General features: G+C 60.9%; 18 protein-coding genes, 2 tRNA genes and 3 rRNA genes. 5 read left to right on the forward strand and 18 right to left on the reverse strand.

The features are described 5' to 3' along the window. Positions 1 to 15 precede the first annotated feature (15 nt). The 15 genes from ACI766_RS25430 to ACI766_RS25500 form a co-directional block, all read right to left on the reverse strand. A complete protein-coding gene (locus ACI766_RS25430; RefSeq protein ID WP_019727269.1) occupies positions 16 to 2,322 on the reverse strand; it encodes a PqiB family protein in 2,307 nt (768 codons plus the stop codon). Next, positions 2,315 to 2,935: a paraquat-inducible protein A gene (locus tag ACI766_RS25435; protein WP_003107436.1), complete on the reverse strand. Its 621-nt coding sequence runs from the start codon at positions 2,933 to 2,935 to the stop codon at positions 2,315 to 2,317. Before ACI766_RS25435 ends, ACI766_RS25430 begins: the two co-directional genes overlap by 8 nt. Then, the gene (locus tag ACI766_RS25440; protein WP_023187661.1) at positions 2,922 to 3,629 is read right to left on the reverse strand and encodes a paraquat-inducible protein A; all 708 of its coding nucleotides are present in this window, start codon (positions 3,627 to 3,629) and stop codon (positions 2,922 to 2,924) included. Before ACI766_RS25440 ends, ACI766_RS25435 begins: the two co-directional genes overlap by 14 nt. Positions 3,630 to 3,775: 146 nt before the next feature. Then, positions 3,776 to 3,891 (reverse strand): 5S ribosomal RNA (rrf, locus tag ACI766_RS25445). Positions 3,892 to 4,034: 143 nt separating this feature from the next. Continuing rightward, a 23S ribosomal RNA gene (locus ACI766_RS25450) occupies positions 4,035 to 6,925 on the reverse strand. Between the two features lie 225 nt (positions 6,926 to 7,150). After that, positions 7,151 to 7,226: transfer RNA gene (locus tag ACI766_RS25455), tRNA-Ala, on the reverse strand. Positions 7,227 to 7,254: 28 nt separating this feature from the next. Then, positions 7,255 to 7,331: transfer RNA gene (locus ACI766_RS25460), tRNA-Ile, on the reverse strand. Positions 7,332 to 7,395: 64 nt separating this feature from the next. Beyond that, positions 7,396 to 8,931 (reverse strand): 16S ribosomal RNA (locus ACI766_RS25465). The 16S, 23S and 5S rRNA genes sit together here with 2 tRNA genes alongside, the layout of an rRNA operon. 542 nt (positions 8,932 to 9,473) lie before the next feature. Then, entirely contained in the window at positions 9,474 to 10,082 is a 609-nt protein-coding gene (gene msrQ, locus ACI766_RS25470; RefSeq protein WP_016852158.1) for a protein-methionine-sulfoxide reductase heme-binding subunit MsrQ, read from the reverse strand. Further along, the gene (msrP, locus tag ACI766_RS25475) at positions 10,082 to 11,095 is read right to left on the reverse strand and encodes a protein-methionine-sulfoxide reductase catalytic subunit MsrP (RefSeq protein ID WP_016562371.1); all 1,014 of its coding nucleotides are present in this window, start codon (positions 11,093 to 11,095) and stop codon (positions 10,082 to 10,084) included. Before msrP ends, msrQ begins: the two co-directional genes overlap by 1 nt. A 60-nt stretch (positions 11,096 to 11,155) precedes the next feature. Beyond that, positions 11,156 to 11,971, reverse strand: coding sequence for a CDP-diacylglycerol--serine O-phosphatidyltransferase (gene pssA, locus ACI766_RS25480; RefSeq protein ID WP_003095061.1), 816 nt, complete (start codon positions 11,969 to 11,971; stop codon positions 11,156 to 11,158). Between the two features lie 154 nt (positions 11,972 to 12,125). Next, the gene (gene ilvC / locus ACI766_RS25485) at positions 12,126 to 13,142 is read right to left on the reverse strand and encodes a ketol-acid reductoisomerase (protein ID WP_003095066.1); all 1,017 of its coding nucleotides are present in this window, start codon (positions 13,140 to 13,142) and stop codon (positions 12,126 to 12,128) included. A 42-nt stretch (positions 13,143 to 13,184) separates the two neighbouring features. Further along, positions 13,185 to 13,676 (reverse strand): acetolactate synthase small subunit, encoded by a 492-nt coding sequence (gene ilvN / locus ACI766_RS25490; RefSeq protein ID WP_003095069.1) that lies wholly within the window; start codon positions 13,674 to 13,676, stop codon positions 13,185 to 13,187. A 2-nt stretch (positions 13,677 to 13,678) separates the two neighbouring features. Then, a complete protein-coding gene (locus tag ACI766_RS25495) occupies positions 13,679 to 15,403 on the reverse strand; it encodes an acetolactate synthase 3 large subunit (RefSeq protein WP_003095071.1) in 1,725 nt (574 codons plus the stop codon). A 288-nt stretch (positions 15,404 to 15,691) separates the two neighbouring features. Beyond that, positions 15,692 to 15,964, reverse strand: a complete 273-nt coding sequence (locus ACI766_RS25500) for a hypothetical protein (RefSeq protein ID WP_153549457.1) — start codon at positions 15,962 to 15,964, stop codon at positions 15,692 to 15,694. Between ACI766_RS25500 and ACI766_RS25505 the strand changes: the two genes are divergently transcribed. Then, positions 15,954 to 16,406 (forward strand): DUF4124 domain-containing protein, encoded by a 453-nt coding sequence (locus ACI766_RS25505; RefSeq protein WP_003095076.1) that lies wholly within the window; start codon positions 15,954 to 15,956, stop codon positions 16,404 to 16,406. The two genes, ACI766_RS25500 and ACI766_RS25505, sit on opposite strands and share 11 nt — an antisense overlap. Positions 16,407 to 16,513: 107 nt before the next feature. On the opposite strand, the gene ACI766_RS25510 is transcribed toward ACI766_RS25505, so the two are convergent. The 3 genes from ACI766_RS25510 to mrcB are packed head-to-tail and all read right to left on the reverse strand — an operon-like array spanning position 16,514 to position 19,963. After that, positions 16,514 to 16,843 (reverse strand): YqcC family protein, encoded by a 330-nt coding sequence (locus tag ACI766_RS25510; RefSeq protein ID WP_003123490.1) that lies wholly within the window; start codon positions 16,841 to 16,843, stop codon positions 16,514 to 16,516. Continuing rightward, positions 16,843 to 17,622 (reverse strand): penicillin-binding protein activator LpoP, encoded by a 780-nt coding sequence (gene lpoP / locus ACI766_RS25515; protein ID WP_003116066.1) that lies wholly within the window; start codon positions 17,620 to 17,622, stop codon positions 16,843 to 16,845. Before lpoP ends, ACI766_RS25510 begins: the two co-directional genes overlap by 1 nt. A 16-nt stretch (positions 17,623 to 17,638) precedes the next feature. After that, the gene (mrcB, locus tag ACI766_RS25520; RefSeq protein WP_003100154.1) at positions 17,639 to 19,963 is read right to left on the reverse strand and encodes a penicillin-binding protein 1B; all 2,325 of its coding nucleotides are present in this window, start codon (positions 19,961 to 19,963) and stop codon (positions 17,639 to 17,641) included. A 212-nt stretch (positions 19,964 to 20,175) separates the two neighbouring features. Here mrcB and ACI766_RS25525 point away from each other — a divergent pair, with 212 nt between their 5' ends. The 4 genes from ACI766_RS25525 (at position 20,176) to cbpA (ending at position 23,577) form a co-directional block, all read left to right on the forward strand. Further along, positions 20,176 to 21,738 (forward strand): bifunctional aminoglycoside phosphotransferase/ATP-binding protein, encoded by a 1,563-nt coding sequence (locus ACI766_RS25525; RefSeq protein ID WP_087823865.1) that lies wholly within the window; start codon positions 20,176 to 20,178, stop codon positions 21,736 to 21,738. 91 nt (positions 21,739 to 21,829) lie between these two features. After that, positions 21,830 to 22,177, forward strand: a complete 348-nt coding sequence (locus ACI766_RS25530; protein WP_003095090.1) for a pentapeptide repeat-containing protein — start codon at positions 21,830 to 21,832, stop codon at positions 22,175 to 22,177. Positions 22,178 to 22,402: 225 nt separating this feature from the next. Continuing rightward, positions 22,403 to 22,675 (forward strand): TfoX/Sxy family protein, encoded by a 273-nt coding sequence (locus ACI766_RS25535; protein ID WP_003095094.1) that lies wholly within the window; start codon positions 22,403 to 22,405, stop codon positions 22,673 to 22,675. 104 nt (positions 22,676 to 22,779) lie between these two features. Next, on the forward strand, positions 22,780 to 23,577 hold the full coding sequence (cbpA, locus tag ACI766_RS25540) for a cAMP-binding protein CbpA (protein WP_003095096.1): 798 nt from the start codon (positions 22,780 to 22,782) through the stop codon (positions 23,575 to 23,577). The last annotated feature ends 165 nt before the right edge of the window (positions 23,578 to 23,742 follow it).

The following is a 23,742-nucleotide window of genomic DNA, read 5'->3' on the forward strand; positions in this document are numbered from 1 at the left end:
TTGCCGGTCCGACAATCAGCGGCGGGCGGTTTCCTTCAGAGGAATCTTCGGCGCCCACTCCAACCATTCGTCATTGGCCGAATCGAACAGGGCGAAGGTCTGCCCCGGCTTGGCGGGCTCGCCCATCTGCGCATTGTTCGGGGTGGCGAAGGCAATGCCGCCCTCCATCAGCGCCTCCATCGACTCGGTGCGTAGCGACAGACCCTTGAACAGGCTGGCGTCGACGCCGAAGCCGCTGGCATTCCAGAAACGGCTGCCGGTACGCACCAGCGGTACGTAGCGCGGTTCGATGAGGATGCTGATCAGCACCCGGTCGGCCTGTTCGCCCAAGGCCAGGTCGACGACCTTGCCCACCGGGATCTGCCGGTAGGTCACCAGGTTGCCCGGCTTGATCGAGCCCTTGCGCGGCGCACTGAGGGTCAGCCGCAGGCCGCTTTCCCGGCCCAGCAGGTTGGGCGCTTCGGCGAGAGTCTGGAAGCGTGCCTGGCGCTCGCCCGGCGTGCTCGACGGCAGCGCCTCGATATAGGGGCCGCTAACCAGGGTTCCGAGGTTCTCGGTACGCAGCAGGCCGAGCGCCGGACGCACCACCCAGAAGCGGGTTCCGCTGCGGGCGACGCGCTCGCCGGCGGAAGTCAGGCGGGCCTTCATCAGTACCCCGGAGAGGTCCGGGTTCAGCTCGACGCTTTCGATCTTGCCGATGTCCAGGCCCTTGAAGCGGATCGGCGTGCCTTCGCGTAGGCCGTCGGCATTGTCGATGCTCAGCTGGATTTCCACGCCACGGGCCATCGCCGCCTCCTCGCTGTCGAAGAGGGTGAAGCGACGCACCTTGGTCACGGTCGGTGCCTTCGGATCGAGGGTGTCGAAGGAAATCCCGCCGGTGATCAGGGTCTGTAGCGACTCGCTCTTCACCTGCACGCCGCTGAGGTTGCCGGTCAGGGTGATCCCGCTGGAGTTCCAGAAGCGCGTCGAGGTATTCACCAGGTGCGCGTACTCCGGCTCGATGTGCACACCCACCACCACTCGCTGGCGGTCGCGCGACAGCTGGTAGCTCTGCACGCTGCCGACGCGGACCTGGCGGTAGAGGATCGGCGCGCCGATGTCGATCGAGCCGAGCTTGTCGCTGGTCAGCACCAGGTGCAGGCCGGGCGCGTCGGTGTTCAGCGGCGGCGCTTTCGGGCGGATGGTGAACTCGCGACTCGGCGCGCCGCTCTTGGCGAAGCGCACGTCGATGTAGTTACCTTTCACCAGGGCCTCGAGGCCGGTGATGCCGGCCAGGGAGATGCTTGGCTTGACGGTCCAGAATTCGGTGCCTTCCAGCAGCATGTCCTCGACCCGCGGATCCATCGCCAGGTCGGCAGTGGCGCTGCTGTAGTCCTTGCCCATGTCGATCGACTTGACCAGGCCGACCTGCACGCCGTTGAACATCACCGGGGTGCGGCCCGGATCGATACCACTGACGTCGTTCATCTTCAGCTTCACGCGCAGACCGGCCTGGGCCGCGTCGTAGTCGTCGTACAGGCGGAACGGCTTGCTCGGATCGGTCGGCGGGCTGTCGGTGCGGTTCTCCGGGGTGGAGAAGGCGATACCGCCGGCGACCAGGGTCAGCAGCGACTCGCTGTGCACCTTGAAGCCGGACAGGCCGCCGGAAATGGAGATGCCGCTGGCGTTCCAGAATCGCGTGTGCTTGCGCACCAGGTCGGCGTAGGCCGGCTCGATGTGCACCTTGATCTCGATGGTCCTCTGGTCATCGCCTAACTGGAAGCTCTTCACCTGGCCGACCTGGATCTGCCGGTAGAACACCGGGCTGCCCTGCTCCAGGGAGCCCAGGCGATCGGCCTTGAGGGTCAGGTGCAGGCCGGGCAGCTTGTCGGAAAGGGGTGGCGGCTCCTTCAACGCGGTGAAGTAGCGTTCTTCCTTCTCGCCCTTCACCGGATCGACCGCGATGTAGACGCCGGAGACCAGGGTTTCCAGGCCGGTGACGCCAGCCAGGGAAACACGCGGCTTGACCAGCCAGAAGCGGGTGTCCTTGCTCAGGTACTCCTGGGCTTCCTTCTTGATCTCGATGGTCGCGACCACGCCCTTGATGTCCTTGCTGACATGCAGGTCGGTCACCTTGCCCACCGAGATGCCCTTGTACAGCACCTCGGTCTTGTTGGCCTGGATCCCGTCGCCGCTCTCGAAGCGAACCTGGATGTCCACGCCAGCCTGGTCGAAGGCACGCCACGCCAGCCAGGCACCGATGGCCAGGGCCACCAGCGGCAGCACCCAGATCGCCGACCAGTTCGAGGTCTTGTGTTTCTTCGGACTTGGCAGATCACTCATTCTCGTCATCCAGATTGGTGTTGTCCCAGATCAGCCGGGGGTCGAACGTCACGGCGGCGAGCATGGTGAGCACCACCACGCTGGCGAAGGCGGCGGCGCCGAGGTTGGCCTCGATGCTCGCCAGGTTGCCGAAATTCACCAGCGCCACGAGGATGGCGATGACGAAGATATCGAGCATCGACCAGCGCCCGATCCATTCGATGAAGCGATACATCAGGATACGCTGGCGGGCCGACATCGGCTGGTGCCGCTGTACCGAATAGAGCAGCAGGGCGATGCCCACCAGCTTGAAAGTAGGAACCAGAATACTGGCGACGAACACCACCATGGCGATGGGGAACATGTCGGCATGCACCAGTTCGACCACGCCCTCCATGATGGTGGCGGGCATTCCGCTGCCGAAGAGGTTGACCGTCATGATCGGCAACAGGTTGGCGGGTATGTAGAGGATCGCCGCGGTGATCAGCAACGCCCAGGTGCGCGTGAGGCTGTTTGGGCGCCGGGCGTGCAGCACCGCACCGCAGCGGCTGCAACGCGGATGCTCGTCCCCGTCGGCGCGATTCAACTGGTGGCACTCGCCGCACACCAGGATTCCGGCATCAAGCGCGCGCATCGTCGTCCTCGCCGCCCAGCGCTTCCCATACCTGGTGCGGCGACATGGTGACCTCCAGCCAGACCTGGGTGAACAGCAGCGCCACGAAACAGGCCAGGCCGATGCCCAGGCTGAGGTCGGCCATGTCGATCAGCTTGACGATGGAAACCAGGATACCCATGAGGTAGACCTCGAGCATCCCCCACTCGCGCAGATGGTGATAGCCGCGGTAGAGCAGCATGCCGATGTGACGGGCGATACCGAAACGCACGCTGATCATCACCAGCAACTGGCAGAGCAACTTGACCAACGGGATCACCATGCTGCACAGGAATACCAGGATGGCGACGCCCTGCATGCCACTGTCGTAAAGACCGAGCACTCCCGTCCAGACCGTATCGCTGCGGGTCTGGCCGAGCAGGCTGAGATTCATGATCGGCAGGAAATTGGCTGGGATATAGAGAAATAGCGCCGTCAGAACCAGCGCGAAGCAACGGCGTTTCCATTGATGGCGATGCGCGGCCAACTCGAAACCGCAGCGCGGACAATTGGCTTTCTCGCCCGGTCCCAGGGGTTCCCGGCGCATCAACAGATCACACTCATGGCAAGCAACCAGTTCTTCCAGGGGAAGATCCTGCAGGCCACGGACATCGGTATCGGACATGAATGAGCTCGGCTGGATTTGTCGGCTATTGTAGACGAGCGCACAGTGCAAATCGCGTCTCCCATGCCCTCGGAAGTACGCCGCCCGGCAGCTCTCGAAGTTTTTCGATTACCGTCCGCAGCGCTGCTGGCTTGCCACTTTTCCGCGCGCAAAAGCAAAACCCCCGGTCATCGCTGACCAGGGGTTTTGGGATAGGAGCTTGACGATGACCTACTCTCACATGGGGAGACCCCACACTACCATCGGCGATGCGTCGTTTCACTTCTGAGTTCGGGAAGGGATCAGGTGGTTCCAACGCTCTATGATCGTCAAGCAATTCGGTTGGATATCCGTTCGCTTGGGCTTACGTCTATCCGGATTCAGGTATGTGATTTCAAGGTGTTTGCGGTTCATGCGAACTTTCGGTTCGTCGACTTCACCTTACAACACACAATCGTCAGATTGTTTGGGTGTTATATGGTCAAGCCTCACGGGCAATTAGTACTGGTTAGCTCAACGCCTCACAACGCTTACACACCCAGCCTATCAACGTCGTAGTCTTCGACGGCCCTTCAGGGGAATCAAGTTCCCAGTGAGATCTCATCTTGAGGCAAGTTTCCCGCTTAGATGCTTTCAGCGGTTATCTTTTCCGAACATAGCTACCCGGCAATGCCACTGGCGTGACAACCGGAACACCAGAGGTTCGTCCACTCCGGTCCTCTCGTACTAGGAGCAGCCCCTCTCAAATCTCAAACGTCCACGGCAGATAGGGACCGAACTGTCTCACGACGTTCTAAACCCAGCTCGCGTACCACTTTAAATGGCGAACAGCCATACCCTTGGGACCGGCTTCAGCCCCAGGATGTGATGAGCCGACATCGAGGTGCCAAACACCGCCGTCGATATGAACTCTTGGGCGGTATCAGCCTGTTATCCCCGGAGTACCTTTTATCCGTTGAGCGATGGCCCTTCCATACAGAACCACCGGATCACTAAGACCTACTTTCGTACCTGCTCGACGTGTCTGTCTCGCAGTCAAGCGCGCTTTTGCCTTTATACTCTGCGACCGATTTCCGACCGGTCTGAGCGCACCTTCGTACTCCTCCGTTACTCTTTAGGAGGAGACCGCCCCAGTCAAACTGCCCACCATACACTGTCCTCGATCCGGATCACGGACCAGAGTTAGAACCTCAAGCATGCCAGGGTGGTATTTCAAGGATGGCTCCACGCGAACTGGCGTCCACGCTTCAAAGCCTCCCACCTATCCTACACAAGCAGGCTCAAAGTCCAGTGCAAAGCTACAGTAAAGGTTCACGGGGTCTTTCCGTCTAGCCGCGGATACACTGCATCTTCACAGCGATTTCAATTTCACTGAGTCTCGGGTGGAGACAGCGCCGCCATCGTTACGCCATTCGTGCAGGTCGGAACTTACCCGACAAGGAATTTCGCTACCTTAGGACCGTTATAGTTACGGCCGCCGTTTACCGGGGCTTCGATCAAGAGCTTCGCTTGCGCTAACCCCATCAATTAACCTTCCGGCACCGGGCAGGCGTCACACCCTATACGTCCACTTTCGTGTTTGCAGAGTGCTGTGTTTTTAATAAACAGTCGCAGCGGCCTGGTATCTTCGACCAGCCAGAGCTTACGGAGTAAATCCTTCACCCTAGCCGGCGCACCTTCTCCCGAAGTTACGGTGCCATTTTGCCTAGTTCCTTCACCCGAGTTCTCTCAAGCGCCTTGGTATTCTCTACCCGACCACCTGTGTCGGTTTGGGGTACGGTTCCTGGTTACCTGAAGCTTAGAAGCTTTTCTTGGAAGCATGGCATCAACCACTTCGTCATCTAAAAGACAACTCGTCATCAGCTCTCGGCCTTGAAACCCCGGATTTACCTAAGATTTCAGCCTACCACCTTAAACTTGGACAACCAACGCCAAGCTGGCCTAGCCTTCTCCGTCCCTCCATCGCAGTAACCAGAAGTACAGGAATATTAACCTGTTTCCCATCGACTACGCTTTTCAGCCTCGCCTTAGGAACCGACTAACCCTGCGTCGATTAACGTTGCGCAGGAACCCTTGGTCTTTCGGCGTGGGTGTTTTTCACACCCATTGTCGTTACTCATGTCAGCATTCGCACTTCTGATACCTCCAGCAAGCTTCTCAACTCACCTTCACAGGCTTACAGAACGCTCCTCTACCGCGTCACTTACGTGACACCCGCAGCTTCGGTGTGTGGTTTGAGCCCCGTTACATCTTCCGCGCAGGCCGACTCGACTAGTGAGCTATTACGCTTTCTTTAAAGGATGGCTGCTTCTAAGCCAACCTCCTAGCTGTCTAAGCCTTCCCACATCGTTTACCACTTAACCACAACTTTGGGACCTTAGCTGGCGGTCTGGGTTGTTTCCCTTTTCACGACGGACGTTAGCACCCGCCGTGTGTCTCCCATGCTCGGCACTTCTGGGTATTCGGAGTTTGCATCGGTTTGGTAAGTCGGGATGACCCCCTAGCCGAAACAGTGCTCTACCCCCCAGAGTGATACATGAGGCGCTACCTAAATAGCTTTCGAGGAGAACCAGCTATCTCCGAGCTTGATTAGCCTTTCACTCCGATCCACAAGTCATCCCCTACCTTTTCAACGGGAGTGGGTTCGGTCCTCCAGTCAGTGTTACCTAACCTTCAACCTGCTCATGGATAGATCGCCCGGTTTCGGGTCTATACCCAGCGACTAAACGCCCTATTAAGACTCGCTTTCGCTACGCCTACCCTATACGGTTAAGCTTGCCACTGAATATAAGTCGCTGACCCATTATACAAAAGGTACGCAGTCACCTAACAAGTAGGCTCCCACTGCTTGTACGCATACGGTTTCAGGTTCTATTTCACTCCCCTCTCCGGGGTTCTTTTCGCCTTTCCCTCACGGTACTGGTTCACTATCGGTCAGTCAGTAGTATTTAGCCTTGGAGGATGGTCCCCCCATGTTCAGACAAAGTTTCTCGTGCTCCGTCCTACTCGATTTCACTTCAAAGATCCTTTCGCGTACGGGGCTATCACCCACTATGGCCGCACTTTCCAGAGCGTTCCGCTAAAATCAATGAAGCTTAAGGGCTAATCCCCGTTCGCTCGCCACTACTAAGGGAATCTCGGTTGATTTCTTTTCCTCAGGGTACTTAGATGTTTCAGTTCCCCTGGTTCGCCTCTTGCACCTATGGATTCAGTACAAGATACCTAGGTTATCCTAGGTGGGTTCCCCCATTCAGAGATCTCCGGATCAAAGTCTGTTTGCCGACTCCCCGAAGCTTTTCGCAGGCTACCACGTCTTTCATCGCCTCTGACTGCCAAGGCATCCACCGTATGCGCTTCTTCACTTGACCATATAACCCCAAGCAATCTGGTTATACTGTGAAGACGACATTCGCCGAAAATTCGCGCTTGAACTCGCAAATTTTACCTTGACTTGAATGATCACCAGTGAAAGAGATCATTCAGTCTTACTTCTATCACATACCCGAATTTTTAAAGAACAGTTCTGGTGCAAAGACCAGAAATCAATGTTCATCTACGAACATTCATTTCTGAGCTTTCGACGATTGTTTGGATGGTGGAGCCAAGGAGGATCGAACTCCTGACCTCCTGCGTGCAAAGCAGGCGCTCTCCCAGCTGAGCTATGGCCCCGTATCGGATCACGCAGCACACCAACAATTGGTGGGTCTGGGCAGATTCGAACTGCCGACCTCACCCTTATCAGGGGTGCGCTCTAACCAACTGAGCTACAGACCCAATCGTCTAACCAGTGAATCAAGCAATTCGTGTGGGAGCTTATGAAGAAGCCGGGATCTTCGATTAAGGAGGTGATCCAGCCGCAGGTTCCCCTACGGCTACCTTGTTACGACTTCACCCCAGTCATGAATCACTCCGTGGTAACCGTCCCCCTTGCGGTTAGACTAGCTACTTCTGGAGCAACCCACTCCCATGGTGTGACGGGCGGTGTGTACAAGGCCCGGGAACGTATTCACCGTGACATTCTGATTCACGATTACTAGCGATTCCGACTTCACGCAGTCGAGTTGCAGACTGCGATCCGGACTACGATCGGTTTTATGGGATTAGCTCCACCTCGCGGCTTGGCAACCCTTTGTACCGACCATTGTAGCACGTGTGTAGCCCTGGCCGTAAGGGCCATGATGACTTGACGTCATCCCCACCTTCCTCCGGTTTGTCACCGGCAGTCTCCTTAGAGTGCCCACCCGAGGTGCTGGTAACTAAGGACAAGGGTTGCGCTCGTTACGGGACTTAACCCAACATCTCACGACACGAGCTGACGACAGCCATGCAGCACCTGTGTCTGAGTTCCCGAAGGCACCAATCCATCTCTGGAAAGTTCTCAGCATGTCAAGGCCAGGTAAGGTTCTTCGCGTTGCTTCGAATTAAACCACATGCTCCACCGCTTGTGCGGGCCCCCGTCAATTCATTTGAGTTTTAACCTTGCGGCCGTACTCCCCAGGCGGTCGACTTATCGCGTTAGCTGCGCCACTAAGATCTCAAGGATCCCAACGGCTAGTCGACATCGTTTACGGCGTGGACTACCAGGGTATCTAATCCTGTTTGCTCCCCACGCTTTCGCACCTCAGTGTCAGTATCAGTCCAGGTGGTCGCCTTCGCCACTGGTGTTCCTTCCTATATCTACGCATTTCACCGCTACACAGGAAATTCCACCACCCTCTACCGTACTCTAGCTCAGTAGTTTTGGATGCAGTTCCCAGGTTGAGCCCGGGGATTTCACATCCAACTTGCTGAACCACCTACGCGCGCTTTACGCCCAGTAATTCCGATTAACGCTTGCACCCTTCGTATTACCGCGGCTGCTGGCACGAAGTTAGCCGGTGCTTATTCTGTTGGTAACGTCAAAACAGCAAGGTATTAACTTACTGCCCTTCCTCCCAACTTAAAGTGCTTTACAATCCGAAGACCTTCTTCACACACGCGGCATGGCTGGATCAGGCTTTCGCCCATTGTCCAATATTCCCCACTGCTGCCTCCCGTAGGAGTCTGGACCGTGTCTCAGTTCCAGTGTGACTGATCATCCTCTCAGACCAGTTACGGATCGTCGCCTTGGTAGGCCTTTACCCCACCAACTAGCTAATCCGACCTAGGCTCATCTGATAGCGTGAGGTCCGAAGATCCCCCACTTTCTCCCTCAGGACGTATGCGGTATTAGCGCCCGTTTCCGGACGTTATCCCCCACTACCAGGCAGATTCCTAGGCATTACTCACCCGTCCGCCGCTGAATCCAGGAGCAAGCTCCCTTCATCCGCTCGACTTGCATGTGTTAGGCCTGCCGCCAGCGTTCAATCTGAGCCATGATCAAACTCTTCAGTTCAATACTGCTTGGGTTTTGAGAAAACCCTAAACTTGGCTCAGCAATCGCATTCTCTTAAAAAGAGATAAAACTCTCGAATTCACGAGTGTTACTTGCGTTGCTGATAATCTTGCGATCACCAGTCTTACATCACAAGCACCCACACGAATTGCTTGATTCGACTTGTTAAAGAGCAGTTGGTCAAGGCTTTCGTCTCAACCGAGGCCGCGCATTCTACAGCAACCTCTCGTTCCGTCAAGCGTTATTTTCGAAAATTTTCTTTTCTACTCAACCGCTTGCGCCGACCTTCAAACCATCTTCCGATCAGCGGGAGGCGCATTCTACAGCGTTCAAATTCGCTGTCAAGCACCTCGGTGAAGCTTCGTTTCGAGCCCCTTTCGGGACCGAACCGCTGCGGCGGACAACCTGCCGGAGCGCTTCACCACCCCTGGGAGAGAATCCGTAAATCCTTGATTTTCAAGCACTTACTCTTCGTCGTCGCCGGGAGTGGTGCGCATTATAGGGAGATAGAAACTGGCGTCAACACTTATTTGAAACTTTTATTACGAAACACCGTGACGAGTTCGAAGCCTGGGCAGGCGGCGAGCGATCGAGGGTAGCCGCAGCAGCATGAGCGACGCACCAGCCACAGCGTACAGGGTCCACTCCTCCAGGTCTGCCCGCACCACCCAGAGCATGTGCAACAAGCCGAGCCCAAGGATCAGGTAGACCAGGCGATGCAGCTTCTTCCAGCGGCTACCGAGCTTGCGCATGGCGAAGCGGTTGGAAGTGATCGCCAACAGGAACAGGCAGACGAATCCAAGCATTCCCACGATGATGTAGGGACGCTTGCTCAACTCGATGCCCAACTGCCCCCAGTCCAACCCCAGGATGAACACGCAGTAAGCGCTCAGGTGCAGCAGCACATAGGTGAAGCACCACAACCCCAACTGGCGGCGCACGGCGATCCAGCCCGGCCAGCCGCTCAGCTTCTGCAGTGGCGTCATCGCCAGGGTGAGTAGCAGCAATACCAAGGCACCCAGCCCCAGTCGATCGACCAGGGTCTTGCCCGGGTCAGGTCCGAGGGCAAAGATCCAGGCTTGGTACAACCACCAGGCCGGTACTGCCAGCGCCCCCAGGAATACCGCAAGGCGCAGATACCAGTAGCGCATCAGTAGTACTTCCTCAGATCCATGCCGCTATAAAGGGAAGCGACCTCACTCCCGTAGCCATTGAACATCTGCGTATCCCGCACATTGGGACTGAACAACCCACTGGGCAGGCGCCGCTCGCGGGCCTGGGACCACCGCGGGTGGTCGACCTGCGGATTGACGTTGGCATAGAACCCGTACTCGTTGGCGGCAATGCTTTCCCAGGTGGTCTTCGGCTGCTCGCGGACCAGACTGATACGCACGATAGACTTGATGCTCTTGAAGCCATACTTCCACGGCACCACCAGGCGCAACGGCGCGCCATTCTGGTTGGGCAACAGCCGCCCGTACATGCCCACCGCCAGAATTGCCAGGGGATGCATCGCCTCGTCCATGCGCAAGCCTTCCATATAAGGCCAGTCGATCACCGAGAAACCGGAGCGTTGGCCGACCATCTGTTCCGGACGCTGCAGGGTTTCGAAACGGACGAACTTCGCCTGCCCATTGGGTTCGACCCGCTTGAGCAGGTCCGCCAGGGGAAAGCCCAGCCAAGGGATCACCATCGACCAGGCTTCCACGCAGCGCAGCCGATAGATGCGCTCTTCCAGTTGGTAGGGTTTGACGAAATCCTCGAGGGCATAGGTACCCGGCTTGCCGACCTCGCCGTCGATCACCACCGACCAGGGCTCGGTCTTCAGGGCCGAGGCGTTTTCCGCCGGGTCGCCCTTGTTCGGCCCGAACTCGTAAAAATTGTTGTAGTGGGTGGCGTCCTTGAATGGCGTGATCGCCTCCCTCTGGACATTCACCGCCTGCCAGCGGGTCTGCGGTAGCTTTTCGGCGAACCAGCCCGGCGCCGGTACCGACTCGACGCCGGCATAGCGCTGTTCGTCGGCAAAGCCCAGGCGCGGCAGGCCGCTGGCCAGCGCCAATCCGGCGAAGGAAGCACCGAGCAGACGCCGACGGGACAGGTAGAGGGTTTCGGACGTGACTTCCGACTCGGAACAGTCGGAACGGGAGGGAATCTTGATCAGCATGACGGGCTCCGCAATGACCAGCTTTGTGCCAGTAGACTACGGAGCCCGTTGGAAATTACATCAGCTCGGCTGCTTCCGGCGACGCAGTTGCAGCAGGTATTGCACAGGACCGGAGGCCGCGTAGGCAAGGAACAGCAACAGGAGGATGCGCGGCGGGTCGGTAAAGACCACGGCGAAGGCCAGCACCACGATAAGGATCGCCACGAACGGCACCCGGCCGCGCAGGTCGAGATCCTTGAAGCTGTGGTACTTGATGTTGCTGACCATCAGCACACCAGCGGCGGCGACCAGCAGGGCGACGAGGAAGGCAACCTTGGCGCCCTGGATCTCGAAATCGCTGAACGCCCATACCGTGCCCGCCACCAGCGCCGCGGCGGCCGGACTGGCCAGGCCGATGAAATAGCGCTTGTCGGCCTTGCCGACCTGGGTGTTGAAACGAGCCAGACGCAGGGCGGCGCCCGCAACGTAGATGAAGGCGACCATCCAGCCGACCTTGCCGAGGCTGCCAAGCGCCCATTCGAAGGCGACCAGCGCCGGCGCCACACCGAAGGCGACCATGTCCGACAGCGAGTCGTACTCGGCGCCGAAGGCGCTCTGGGTGTTGGTCAGGCGAGCCACGCGGCCGTCCAGTCCATCGAGGACCATGGCCACGAAGATAGCGATGGCGGCGTTGGCGAACTGGCCGCTCATGCCATTGATGATGGCGTAGAAGCCGGAAAACAGGGCCGCCGTGGTGAACAGGTTGGGCAGCAGGTAGATACCGCGGTGACGAACCTTCCGCCCTTCGGCGTCGTGCCCTTCTTCTATATGTTCGTCGATGGGCAGCAGGCTTTCTTCGTCGGAGGCCTTGTTCGGCTCCTCGGGACGTTCACTCATGGACAATTCCTTGGGAACTGATGGGGTACGAATATGCCGACAGCACTTCTGACTAGGAAGACAACTCCGCCGGCCCAGGCTTTATACCAGATCGCCAGGCAAGAACGAAAAAACGCGGCCGGGGCCGCGTTTCTTCGTCTGTCGCCGGAGCCGCTTAGTTCTTGCTCTTGTCGACGATCTTGTTGGCTGCGATCCACGGCATCATCGCGCGCAGCTTCTCGCCGATCTGCTCGATCGGGTGAGCGGCGTTGTTGCGGCGGTAGGCAGTCATCGACGGGTAGTTGGCCGCACCTTCGGTAATGAACATTTTCGCGTACTCGCCGTCCTGGATGCGCTTCAGGGCGTTGCGCATGGCAGCACGGGACTCGGCGTTGATCACCTCCGGACCGGTTACGTACTCACCGTATTCGGCATTGTTGGAGATGGAGTAGTTCATGTTGGCGATGCCGCCTTCGTACATCAGGTCGACGATCAGCTTCAGCTCGTGCAGGCACTCGAAGTAGGCCATTTCCGGCGCGTAACCGGCTTCGACCAGGGTTTCGAAACCGGCCTTGACCAGCTCGACGCAACCACCGCAGAGAACGGCCTGCTCACCGAACAGGTCGGTTTCGGTCTCGTCCTTGAAGGTGGTTTCGATGATACCGGTACGACCGCCGCCGACGCCGCAGGCGTAGGACAGGGCGACGTTCTTGGCGTTGCCGGAAGCGTCCTGGTAGATGGCGATCAGGTCAGGGATGCCACCGCCCTTGACGAACTCGGAACGCACGGTGTGACCCGGGGCCTTCGGCGCGATCATGATCACGTCGAGGTCGGCGCGCGGGACGACCTGGTTGTAGTGGATGGAGAAGCCGTGAGCGAAGGCCAGGGTGGCGCCCTTCTTCAGGTTCGGCTCGATCTCTTCCTTGTACAGGCGGCCCTGGAACTCGTCCGGGGTGAGGATCATGACCACGTCGGCTGCAGCGACGGCGGTCTTCACGTCGGCAACCTTCAGACCGTGCGCTTCGGCCTTGGCCACGGTGGCGGAGCCGCTACGCAGGCCCACGGTGACGTCGACGCCGGAGTCCTTCAGGTTGCAGGCATGGGCGTGGCCCTGGGAGCCGTAGCCGATGATGGCAACTTTCTTGCCCTGGATGATCGAGAGGTCACAGTCTTTATCGTAGAAAACGCGCATGGGAATTCCCCTTCAGTAAGGCCTCGCGGGCCTGCTTTCAGTTCAGATGCTCAGAGTCTTGTCGCCACGGGCGATGCCGGTGACGCCACTGCGGACCACTTCCAGGATCGACGCGGTGCCGATGGCCTGGATGAAGCTGTCCAGTTTGTCGCTGGTACCCGCCAGTTGCACGGTATAGACGCTACTGGTGACGTCGACGATCTGCCCACGGAAGATATCGGTGGTGCGCTTGACCTCGGCGCGCTGGGCGCCCGTGGCCTTGACCTTCACCAGCATCAGCTCGCGCTCGATATGGGCGCTTTCCGACAGATCCACCAGCTTGACCACTTCGATCAGCTTGTTGAGGTTCTTGGTGATCTGCTCGATCACCTCATCGTGCCCCACGGTGGTCAGCGTCAGACGCGACAGGGTCGGGTCCTCGGTCGGCGCCACGGTCAGGCTTTCGATGTTGTAGTTGCGTTGGGAGAACAGGCCGACCACACGGGACAATGCGCCTGGCTCGTTTTCCAGCAGCAGGGAAATGATGTGTCGCATGATCAGGTACGCTCCGTCTTGCTCAGCCACATGTCGCGCATCGCGCCGTCACGGATCTGCATCGGATAGACGTGTTCGCTGGCGTCCACCTGGATGTCGAGGAAGACCAGGCGATTCTTCATGGCGAACGCCTCCTCCATCTTCGGCTTCAGATCCTTCAGGTCGGTGATGCGCATGCCGACATGCCCGTAGGCTTCGGCAAGCTTGACGAAGTCCGGCAGGGATTCCATGTAGGAATGCGAATAACGGCTGTTGTACTGCATGTCCTGCCACTGGCGGACCATGCCCAGGGCACCATTGTTCAGGTTGACGATCTTCACCGGCAGGTCGTACTGCAGGCAGGTAGACAGTTCCTGGATATTCATCTGGATACTGCCCTCGCCGGTCACGCAGGCGACATCGTCGTCCGGGAAGTTGAGCTTGATGCCCATCGCCGCCGGGAAGCCGAAGCCCATGGTGCCGAGACCGCCGGAGTTGATCCAGCGATTGGGCTTGTTGAACTTGTAGTACTGCGAGGCGAACATCTGGTGCTGGCCGACATCGGAGGTGATGAAGGCATCGCCATGGGTAACCTCGTAGAGCGTCTCGATGACGGTCTGCGGCTTGATGATGCTGCCGTCGCCCTTGTCGTACGGGAACAACCCACGGTTACCACGCCACTCGTCGATCTGCTTCCACCAGGCAGCCTGGGCATCCTGGTTCGGGGTCTCGCCGATTTCCCTGACGATCGCGACCATTTCGGTGAGAACGCTGTCCACCGGGCCGACGATCGGGATGTCGGCCTTGATGGTCTTGGAAATCGACGCCGGATCGATGTCGATGTGGATGATCTTGGCGTTCGGGCAGAACTTCGCCGCACCGTTGATGACCCGGTCGTCGAAACGCGCGCCGACCGCGAGGATCACGTCGCTGTGATGCATCGCCAGGTTGGCGGTGAAGCTGCCATGCATCCCGAGCATGCCGAGGAACTGGCGGTCCGCGCCGGGATACCCGCCGAGGCCCATCAGGGTGTTGGTCACCGGCAGGTTGAGCATCTGCGCCAGCTCGGTCAGCGGCGCCGCGGCATTGCCCATGATCACGCCGCCGCCGGAATAGACCACCGGGCGCTTGGCGGCCAGGAGCATCTCGGCGGCCTTGCGGATCTGTCCCGAGTGACCGCGAACGGCCGGGCTGTACGAACGCAACTTGACCTTCTTCGGATAGGAATATTCGAACTTCTGCGTCGGGTCGCCCATGTCCTTCGGAATATCCACGACCACCGGCCCCGGACGACCGGACTGCGCCAGGTAGAAGGCCTTCTTGATCACCTCGGGAATTTCCGAGGGATGCTTGATGATGAAGCTGTGCTTCACGATCGGCCGGGAGATCCCGACCATGTCGGTTTCCTGGAACGCATCGGTACCGACCATGTTGCTCGGCACCTGGCCCGACAGGATCACCATCGGGATGGAGTCCATGTATGCGGTGGCGATACCGGTGATGGCGTTGGTCGCGCCCGGGCCGGAAGTCACCAGCACGACACCGGGCTTGCCGGTGGCGCGGGCGTAGCCGTCGGCCATATGGGTAGCCGCCTGTTCGTGGCGCACCAGGATGTGGGTCACGTCGTGCTCCTTGAAGAGCGCGTCGTAGATATGCAGGAGGGCACCACCCGGGTACCCGTAGATGTACTTAACGCCTTCGTCGCGCAACGAGCGGACGACCATTTCAGCGCCAGATAAAAGCTCCACGTTTTCACCTCTAGAACGCTATACGGCCACCCAGGGGCGGGCGACCGAAATTCGGTTGGCTGCCCGGCAGAGCATGGGTGACGGTAGTCACCGGCTACGTCAACTGCCGATTGAGCAAACTTGGAAGGGCGCCTGGTGTTACGGAGCTCTTCCACCCAGCGCGAGGTAACGCGAAGCAGGGTGTAACTTTCGGCGCGGGTAGGCACCTCATGGTCTGCCGGAGAGGGGACTGGGTTGCAGACGGCCCGCTACAGCGAGCTTGGATTCTTCGCATTCGTCGAACGCAAGTCAAGCTTTATTCTGAAAATTATCAAAAAAAATTCCAAGGAAGCTGCCATACCCTTCCATAAAAAAGCTGATCAATGACCAAAAACAGATTTTATGGCTATAAAATTCCGATTTAGAGCAAACTTTTCCAAAATGCCCATGATTCCCGCGAGGACTTGCCACGGCGAGGCCGTCTCCGGCGGCGGTTGTGATGCCGTGCAGCATGCCGCGCTGGCGGATTTGGTTATAGTTAGCCGCAGTTAGCGCATTCCAAGGACTCCGCATGCGACGCATGATCCTCCCGGCCAGCTTGTTGCTCGCCCTCTCCTCTTTCGCCATGGCCGCCCCGATCTACAAATGGGTCGACGCCGAGGGCGTCACCCACTTCGGCGCACAACCGCCGCAAGGTGCGCAAGCGACCACGGTGAATACCCAGACCGCCCCGCCGCCGGACAACTTCCCCCTGCCCCCCTCGACACCGGCACCGACCATCCAGCAGAAACCGGCCGATCCCGAGCAGAAGGCGATCGACGACAAGGTGAAGCAGCAAGTGGCGAAGGAAGAGGCCGAGCGCAAGCAGTTCTGCGAAGAGACCCGCAACAACCTCGCGCAACTGAAGAACAACCCGCGCGTAAGGGTCGACGAAGGCAAGGGCGAACTCCGTCGCCTCGGCGAGGAAGAACGCCAGGAGCGAATCGCCAAGGCCGAAAAGGCGATCCAGGAGAATTGCCGCTGAGGCGAACACAGCCCCGTCCCGCAGCAGGGGGCTGACCCGGCTCTCCACCTTGCTTGAAGCAAAGAAAAACCCGGCCTGTAGCCGGGTTTTTCTTTACTGCCGAAGCTTCATGACGGCCCGCCGATCAGCCGGTCGAACTCGCCAAGCGCCGCCAGCAGGCCGGCGACTTCCTCGCCACGCTGCGCATAGGCCACCTCGGCCATGGCCAGGATACCCGAGGCCTGCGGCAAGGCGCTGTCGCTTTCGAGAATCAGCTTCATCCGCGGCAGGAAGATCCATTGCAGCCATTGCTCGAGCGCCAGCGTATCCACGCAGAACGGCTCGGGGCTGGCCAGCGCTTCCGGGGCGGGGCGGCTTTCGCTCCACCAGCCGAGGGCACGCAACTCACGCTCGATCAGCAGCAACTGGTCGGCCAGCGCATAGACCCGTCGATCCATCAGGAGCTGACCTTTGCCTTCTGCCGGGCCAGCGCAGCGCCGGCGGAGTCTCCCTGCTTCTCCCGCGCCTGGGCGATCAGTTCCCAGAGCCCGGCCTGCAAGGCCGGCCGGCCATTGGCGTAGCTCAAGCCACGGCGCGCGACCTGCTCGGCCTGAGCCGCATCGCCCTGGGCCAGGCGCACCTGGGCCAGGCGATAGAGCACCTGAGGCTCGCGCGGAGCGATGCGCTGGGCTCGCTCGAGGCTGGCGGCGGCACTGTTCAGGTCGCCGCTACCCTGCTGTTGCTGGGCGGTTGTGAGCATCGCCAGGACCGGCCCGTCCAACTGCTCGTCGGCCGCCAGGCTGCCGGCCGAGCCGGAGGCCGGAATGCCGGTGGGCGCGGAACGACTGGCGCCGCTGGGCGGCATGTTGTAGCTGCCGCCCAGCGGTGGAGTGGAGGCGCTGCTGGGCGGAGCCTGGTACTGGGTGCCGGTGCCGAGCGGAGCGCTGCTGATCGGCGCGGCGCCGGACTGCGCCGGGAAAGTCTGGATCGGTGCGGAATTGGCGCCCTGCGGCACCATCACCACCACGCCGGAGTCGCCGCCCTGGGGAATGCCCTGGGTGGCGGCGCCTTGCTGGGTACGCGGTACCTGGGTACGGGTGATGCGGAAACCGCCGCTTTCCTGGTTGGAAACCGGAGTGCCCGAATCCACCACCGGGATTGCCCCGTGCTGCGGGCTGGCACAGCCCGCGAGCAGGGCACTGCCGGCAAGCGCGGCGAATACGAAAATCTTCTTCACGTCAGGTCCTCTCGGATCAATTCAGCCAGCCACGTACCCAGTCCATCACCTCGCCGGCGGGGTTCTGGCTCCCGCAGCCTGGGCCCTGGGCGGGCTCGCTGCCACGAATATAGGGCATCTGTACGGCATTCGGGCAATCCGCCGCCGAGCCCTGCCCGGTCTGCGCGTCGACCCAGGCCATCACCACGTTCTCCGGCATCGGCATTTCCAGCGATTGCGGATGCGCCTTGCGCATGAAGCTGGCCCACACCTGCAAGGCACCGGTGGCGCCGGTAAGCGGCGTCTTGCCGTTGTCGTCGCGACCGAGCCAGACCACAGCCTGGAGGTCGCCGCCGAAACCGGAGAACCAGCTATCGCGCGAGTCGTTGCTGGTGCCGGTCTTGCCGGCGAGGGTCAGCGACGACGGCAATTGACTGTACACCGAACGCCCGGTGCCTTCGCGCATGACCCGTTGCATGGCGTTCTGCACCAGGTAGACGGCGCCCGAGTCGAAGCGCTGTTCGACCTGGAACGGATAGCGCTTGAGCGGCTGGCCGTCGGCAGTGAGGACGCTGCGGATCCCCCGCAACGGCGTGTTGAAGCCGCCGCTGGCGATGGTCTGGTACATGGTGGCGACCTCCATCGGACTGAGCGAACCGGCGCCCAGCAGCATCGAAGGATAGGCCGGCCAGTCACGGTTGATACCCAGCCGGGCGACGGTCTGCAGCACGTTGGGCACACCGACGTCGAGGCCGAGCTTGGCGGTGGACAGGTTGTAGGAGTTTGCCAGGCCCTGGTACAGGAAGATCGTGCCATGCGAGCGCCGGTCGTAGTTCTGCGGTCGCCAGACCTGGCCGTCCTGGCCTTTCACCGCGAAGGGCTCGTCCTGCACCCAGGTGGTCAGGGTGTACTTGCTCGGCCGCTCGAGAGCGGTCAGGTAGACCGCCGGCTTGATCAGCGAACCGATCGGCCGCACCGCGTCCAGGGCCCGGTTGAAGCCGGCGAAGCGCGGGTCGCGACTGCCGATCAGGGCCTGGATCTCACCGGTTTCCGGATTGGTCACGACCATCGCCGCCTCGACCTGGTCGACCCCCTTGCGCCCACTGAGACGCTTGAGCGTTTCGTTGACGGAGGTCTCGGCCTTCTCCTGCAGGATCGGATCGAAGCTGGTGAAGATGCGCAGCCCTTCCTCGGTCAGGTCCTCGTCGCGGTAGTCCTGGCGCAACTGGCGCTTGACCAGGTCGAGGAAGGCCGGATAGGAGCTGTCGGCCATGCTGCCCTGCCGGGTCACGCCGAGCGGGCGCAGCTTGGCGGCGTCGACTTCCTGCTGGGTCGCCACGCCCTGCTCGGCGAGCACGTCGAGCACCAGGTTGCGCCGCGCCAGCGCACGATCCGGGTAACGCCGCGGGTTGAAGTAGGACGGCCCCTTGACCATGCCGACCAGCAGCGCCACCTGGTCGAGCTTGAGCTCGGCCAGCGGCTGGCTGAAGAAATACTGGCTGGCCAGGCCGAAGCCATGGATCGCTCGTTGCCCATCCTGGCCGAGGAACACCTCGTTGAGATAGGACTCGAGGATGTCGCGCTTGTCGTAGTGCAGCTCCAGCAGCACCGCCATCATCGCTTCGTTGATCTTGCGGCTCAGGCTGCGTTCGTTGCTCAGGAAGAAGTTCTTCACCAACTGCTGGGTCAGGGTGCTGCCGCCCTGGCGCAACTGGCCGGCCGTGGTGTTGACCCACACCGCCCGCGCCACGGACTTCAGCGACACACCATGGTGGTTCCAGAAGTCGCGATCCTCGACCGCGACCAGGGTGTCGATCAGGTAGGTCGGCACCTGGTCGAGCTTGACCAGGATGCGATCCTCATGGTGCGCCGGATACAAGCCGCCGATCAGCAGCGGCTCAAGGCGCGCCACCGCCAGTTCCTTGCCGTTGGCCTGGCTCAGCCCGCTGACGTAGTTGCCGTTGAAGCGCACGCGCACGCGCTGGGCCGGTTCCGCGCCTTCGTAGAACTGGAAGCCACGGGTATTGAGTTCGACCGCGCTGGCCGCCACCGATACGGTTCCAGGGCCGCTCACGCTGGGCTCGCGACGGTAGCCGAGGGCGTCGAGTTCGCGCAGGAAGTCTTCCCTGCTCAGCTTCAGGCCGTTGAACAGCTCCAGCGGGCGGGCATAGACCTTCGCCGGGATGGTCCAGCGCCGGCCGGAGAATTTCTCCTGCACCACGGCATCGAGATAGATGGCGAAGCCGGCGAGGAGCACCAGGCCGACGAGGCCGAGCTTGAGAGCCCAGCTGAGCCATTTGTTCAGGCCGGGTGCCGGGCGTGCTTTGCTGTTACGGGAACGGGGGGATCGGGGACGCGTCATGGCGGCGCATTATACGTACTTTATCCACAGCGGACAGACACCGCATCGGCGGCATCCACGGTCTGCGCGGCCCCGGTGGATAGACGCGGCGGCAGCGCGGCGCATTCGACCGGCGATCCGGCAAATGGTTGCTATCCGCCAGCGAGGTTTGCACTGTCACCCCTTCCCGCCATAATGCGGGTTTTCGCATATTTCAGAGGCAAGGATATCCCGTGAGCCAGACCCTGATCGCCGCCCTGCAGAACCCGGCCCTCTACCCCCACCCGGTGGAGCGCTTCGAGGTCATCGAGACGCACATCTCCTGGGTCCTGTTGACCGGTCCCTACGCCTACAAGATCAAGAAGCCGATGGATTTCGGCTTTCTCGATTTCACCAGCCTGGACAAGCGCCGCTTCTATTGCAACGAAGAGCTGCGCCTGAACCAGCGCCTCACCGACGATCTCTACCTGGAGGTCCTGCCGATCACCGGCAGCGAAGAGGCGCCGCGGATCGGCGGCGACGGCGAGGCAATCGAATACCTGCTGAAGATGCGCCAGTTCCCGCAGGACAACCTGCTGGCGGCAATCCAGGGCCGCGGCGAACTGTCCAACCAGCATATTGACGAACTGGCCGAGCAGATCGCGCACTTCCACCAGAACACTCCGAAGGTGCCGCTGGAGCACCCGCTGGGCACCGCCGAGTCCTGCATGGCGCCGGTGCGGCAGAATTTCGAGCAGGTTCGCCCGCTGCTCAAGGACAAGGCCGACCTGCAACAGCTGGATGCCCTCGAAGCCTGGGCGGAAAGCAGCTTCGAACGCCTGCTGCCGGTGCTCCAGGAGCGCAAGGCGAAGGGCTTCATCCGCGAATGCCACGGCGACATCCACCTGGGCAACGCCGCGCTGATCGACGGCAGGGTAGTGCTGTTCGACTGCATCGAATTCAACGAACCGTTCCGCTTCACCGATGTCTGCGCCGACTTCGCCTTCCTCGCGATGGACCTGGAAGATCGCGGCCTGAAGTGCCACGCTCGACGCTTCGTCAGCCTCTATCTGGAACACACCGGCGACTACCAGGCCCTGGAACTGCTGAACTTCTACAAGGCCTACCGCGCCATGGTCCGCGCCAAGGTCGCGCTGTTCAGCCTCGGCTACCAGACCGATGCCGTGCAGCGCGCCGCGACCCTGCGCCAGTACCGCAACTACGCCAACCTGGCGGAAAGCTACAGCGCCATTCCCTCGCGCTTCCTGGCGGTCACCCATGGTGTCTCCGCGGTCGGCAAGAGCCAGGTGGCCATGCGTCTGGTGGAGGCTCTGGGCGCCGTGCGCCTGCGCTCGGATATCGAACGCAAGCGTCTGTTCGGCGAGCAGCCGGAACACGACAGGGGCCAGTTCGCCGCCGGCATCTATAGCAGCCAGGCCAGCGAAGCGACCTATGCGCACCTTCACCAGTTGGCCGCGAAGATCCTCCAGGCCGGCTATCCGGTGATGATCGATGCCGCCTACCTGAAGCAGAATCAGCGCCAGGCCGCTTGCCACATCGCGGAAGAAACCGGCGTGCCGTTCCTGATCCTCGACTGCCAGGCGCCCGAAGCGGTGATCGCCGGCTGGCTTGCGCAACGCCAGGCGGAAGGCAAGGATCCGTCCGACGCGACTCTCGACGTGATCCGCACCCAGCAGGCTACCCGCGAGCCGCTGACAGCGGCGGAGACGGTCCAGAGCAAGCGCGTAGACACCCACGACGCGGCCAGCCTCGACGGGCTGGTCGACGGCATTCGCCAGCGCCTGCCCGGTCTCTGAACGAACTGCCATGGCGCCCGCCCCTCCAGGGCGGGCGCCATGCCGCTGCTCTTCTATACTCACGGCGAGCCTTCTGCACAGGACGCCGCCCATGAACTCGCCCCGTCAGCTCGACTCGCCGCTCTACCAACTGCTCCACGCCGAAGACATCGAAGGCTTCAACCGACAGAAGCCGGCCGACGGCTGGATCGACCTGGCCGGCGGCGACTTCCGCGGCCTCGACCTGCGTCTGCTGGATGCCGCCCGCGTCGACTTCAGCGATGCCTATTTCCGCGGCGCCGACCTGCGCGGCGTGGATCTGCGCGAGGCGCGCCTGGAGGGCGCCAGCCTGGCCCATGCGCAGATATCCGGTACGTATTTCCCGTTGCGCCTGGCGCCGGACGAGATCCGCATGTCGGTGAACTTCGGCACCCGCCTGCGCTACCTGCCGGAGCCCTGAGAAGCGGAAGGACCACGCCAGGCCACGTTTTGCCGGGAGGCCGCTACACTTCTGGCAGGTACCCGGCCGGCTGAGGATCGGTCCCGGACCGCCTACGCCGGATCGTAAGGGCGAAGGCCGCTCGCGTCGGCCATCTCGCTCCATCGCGCCGGCCCTGTCGGCTCCGGACCGGTTCCAGGCAGTTCCGCGCCATCACGCTTCTGAGCGGCATCGCAAGGACCGACGATGAACGACGAACTGCTGAACCTGAAAAACCTCGGGAAAACCTCGACCCAATGGTTGCATGCCGTGGGTATCCACAGCGCCACCGATCTGCGTCGGCTCGGCTCGGTGGGAGCCTATCGCGCGGTCCGCGCGCGCGGCTTCCGAGCCTCGAAAGTCTTGCTCTATGCCATCGAAGGCGCACTCCTCGACGTTCACTGGAACGAGCTGTCCCCAGACCACAAGGCCGCACTGCTCGGCGAGCTGGAGACTTTCCCCGTGCGAAACAAGAGCTAGCTCACACCTGCCACGGGAAGATATTTACTCCCCCCGGGCGCCCACCTATCGTCTCGTGGACGTTCGTACCTCCTCTCCCGACCAGGCAGCTCAAGGAAATGGCCATGTATCTACTCGGCGAGCAACCGGCGTATGCCGACCAATTGATCAATCGCCTGCAGGGAATCCCTCACCGCTTGCTCGAAGGCCTGGCACCCAGCGGCCCCGCCCTGGAACTGGAACGTAGCGACGACCTGGAACGCGAGCTGCCCGCCGACCAGGTATTCCTGGTGGAAAGCGGCCTGCTGCATGCGCTGGTCGACGAACGCCCACTGTTCTACCTCCAGGAAGGCGACCTCCTCGGCCTTCGACGCGGACTCGAGCTCCCCGCCTGCCGGCATGCCAACGAAGAACCGATCCGCCTGCTGCCCTATTCGCGCGATGCGCTGCTCCAGCACATCCATGCTGACCAGGAACGTCAGGAACTGCTATTGCAGTACCTGATCGGACAGACTGCCCTGCTCGGCGATGCGCTGGCGCACCTGAAGCAGCCGGAAGTCCGCCCGGCCACCGGCTTCCGCCACTTCGCCGCGGGCGAGGCGCTGATCCGCCAGGGCGACGATGCGGATCATGTGTTCATCATCATCGAGGGGCATGCCGAAGCGCTGGTGGACGGCCAGAAAGTCGGCGATGTGCAGAAGGACGAGATCTTCGGCGCCATGGCCGTGTTCACTCGCGAGAAACGCAGCGCCACGGTGGTCGCCAGCGAACCCTGCACGGTGATGGTGATTCCCAAGGAGCAGTTCCTCGGCCTTATGCAGAACAACCCGCGAATCGCCCATAGCCTGATCGAAGGCATGGCCCGGCGGATAGACCTGCTTAACCGGGAAGTGACCCAGCTGCGCCTGCGCCGCAGCGCCTGAGGCCCATTCCAGAGGGCTCGCGACTAGCTAGCAGAAAAGTTTGGCGAAAGCGTTTGACATGGAAATGAGAATCATTATTATGTCACTCAACTGGTCGCGAGATCAGCCGGTAAGCTGAGAGACCCACGCAGTCGGACTCTTCAGATTATCTCCTCATCAGGCTAA

Origin of the sequence: Pseudomonas sp. DL, assembly GCF_047199225.1 — a bacterium.
GTDB lineage: Bacteria > Pseudomonadota > Gammaproteobacteria > Pseudomonadales > Pseudomonadaceae > Pseudomonas > Pseudomonas aeruginosa.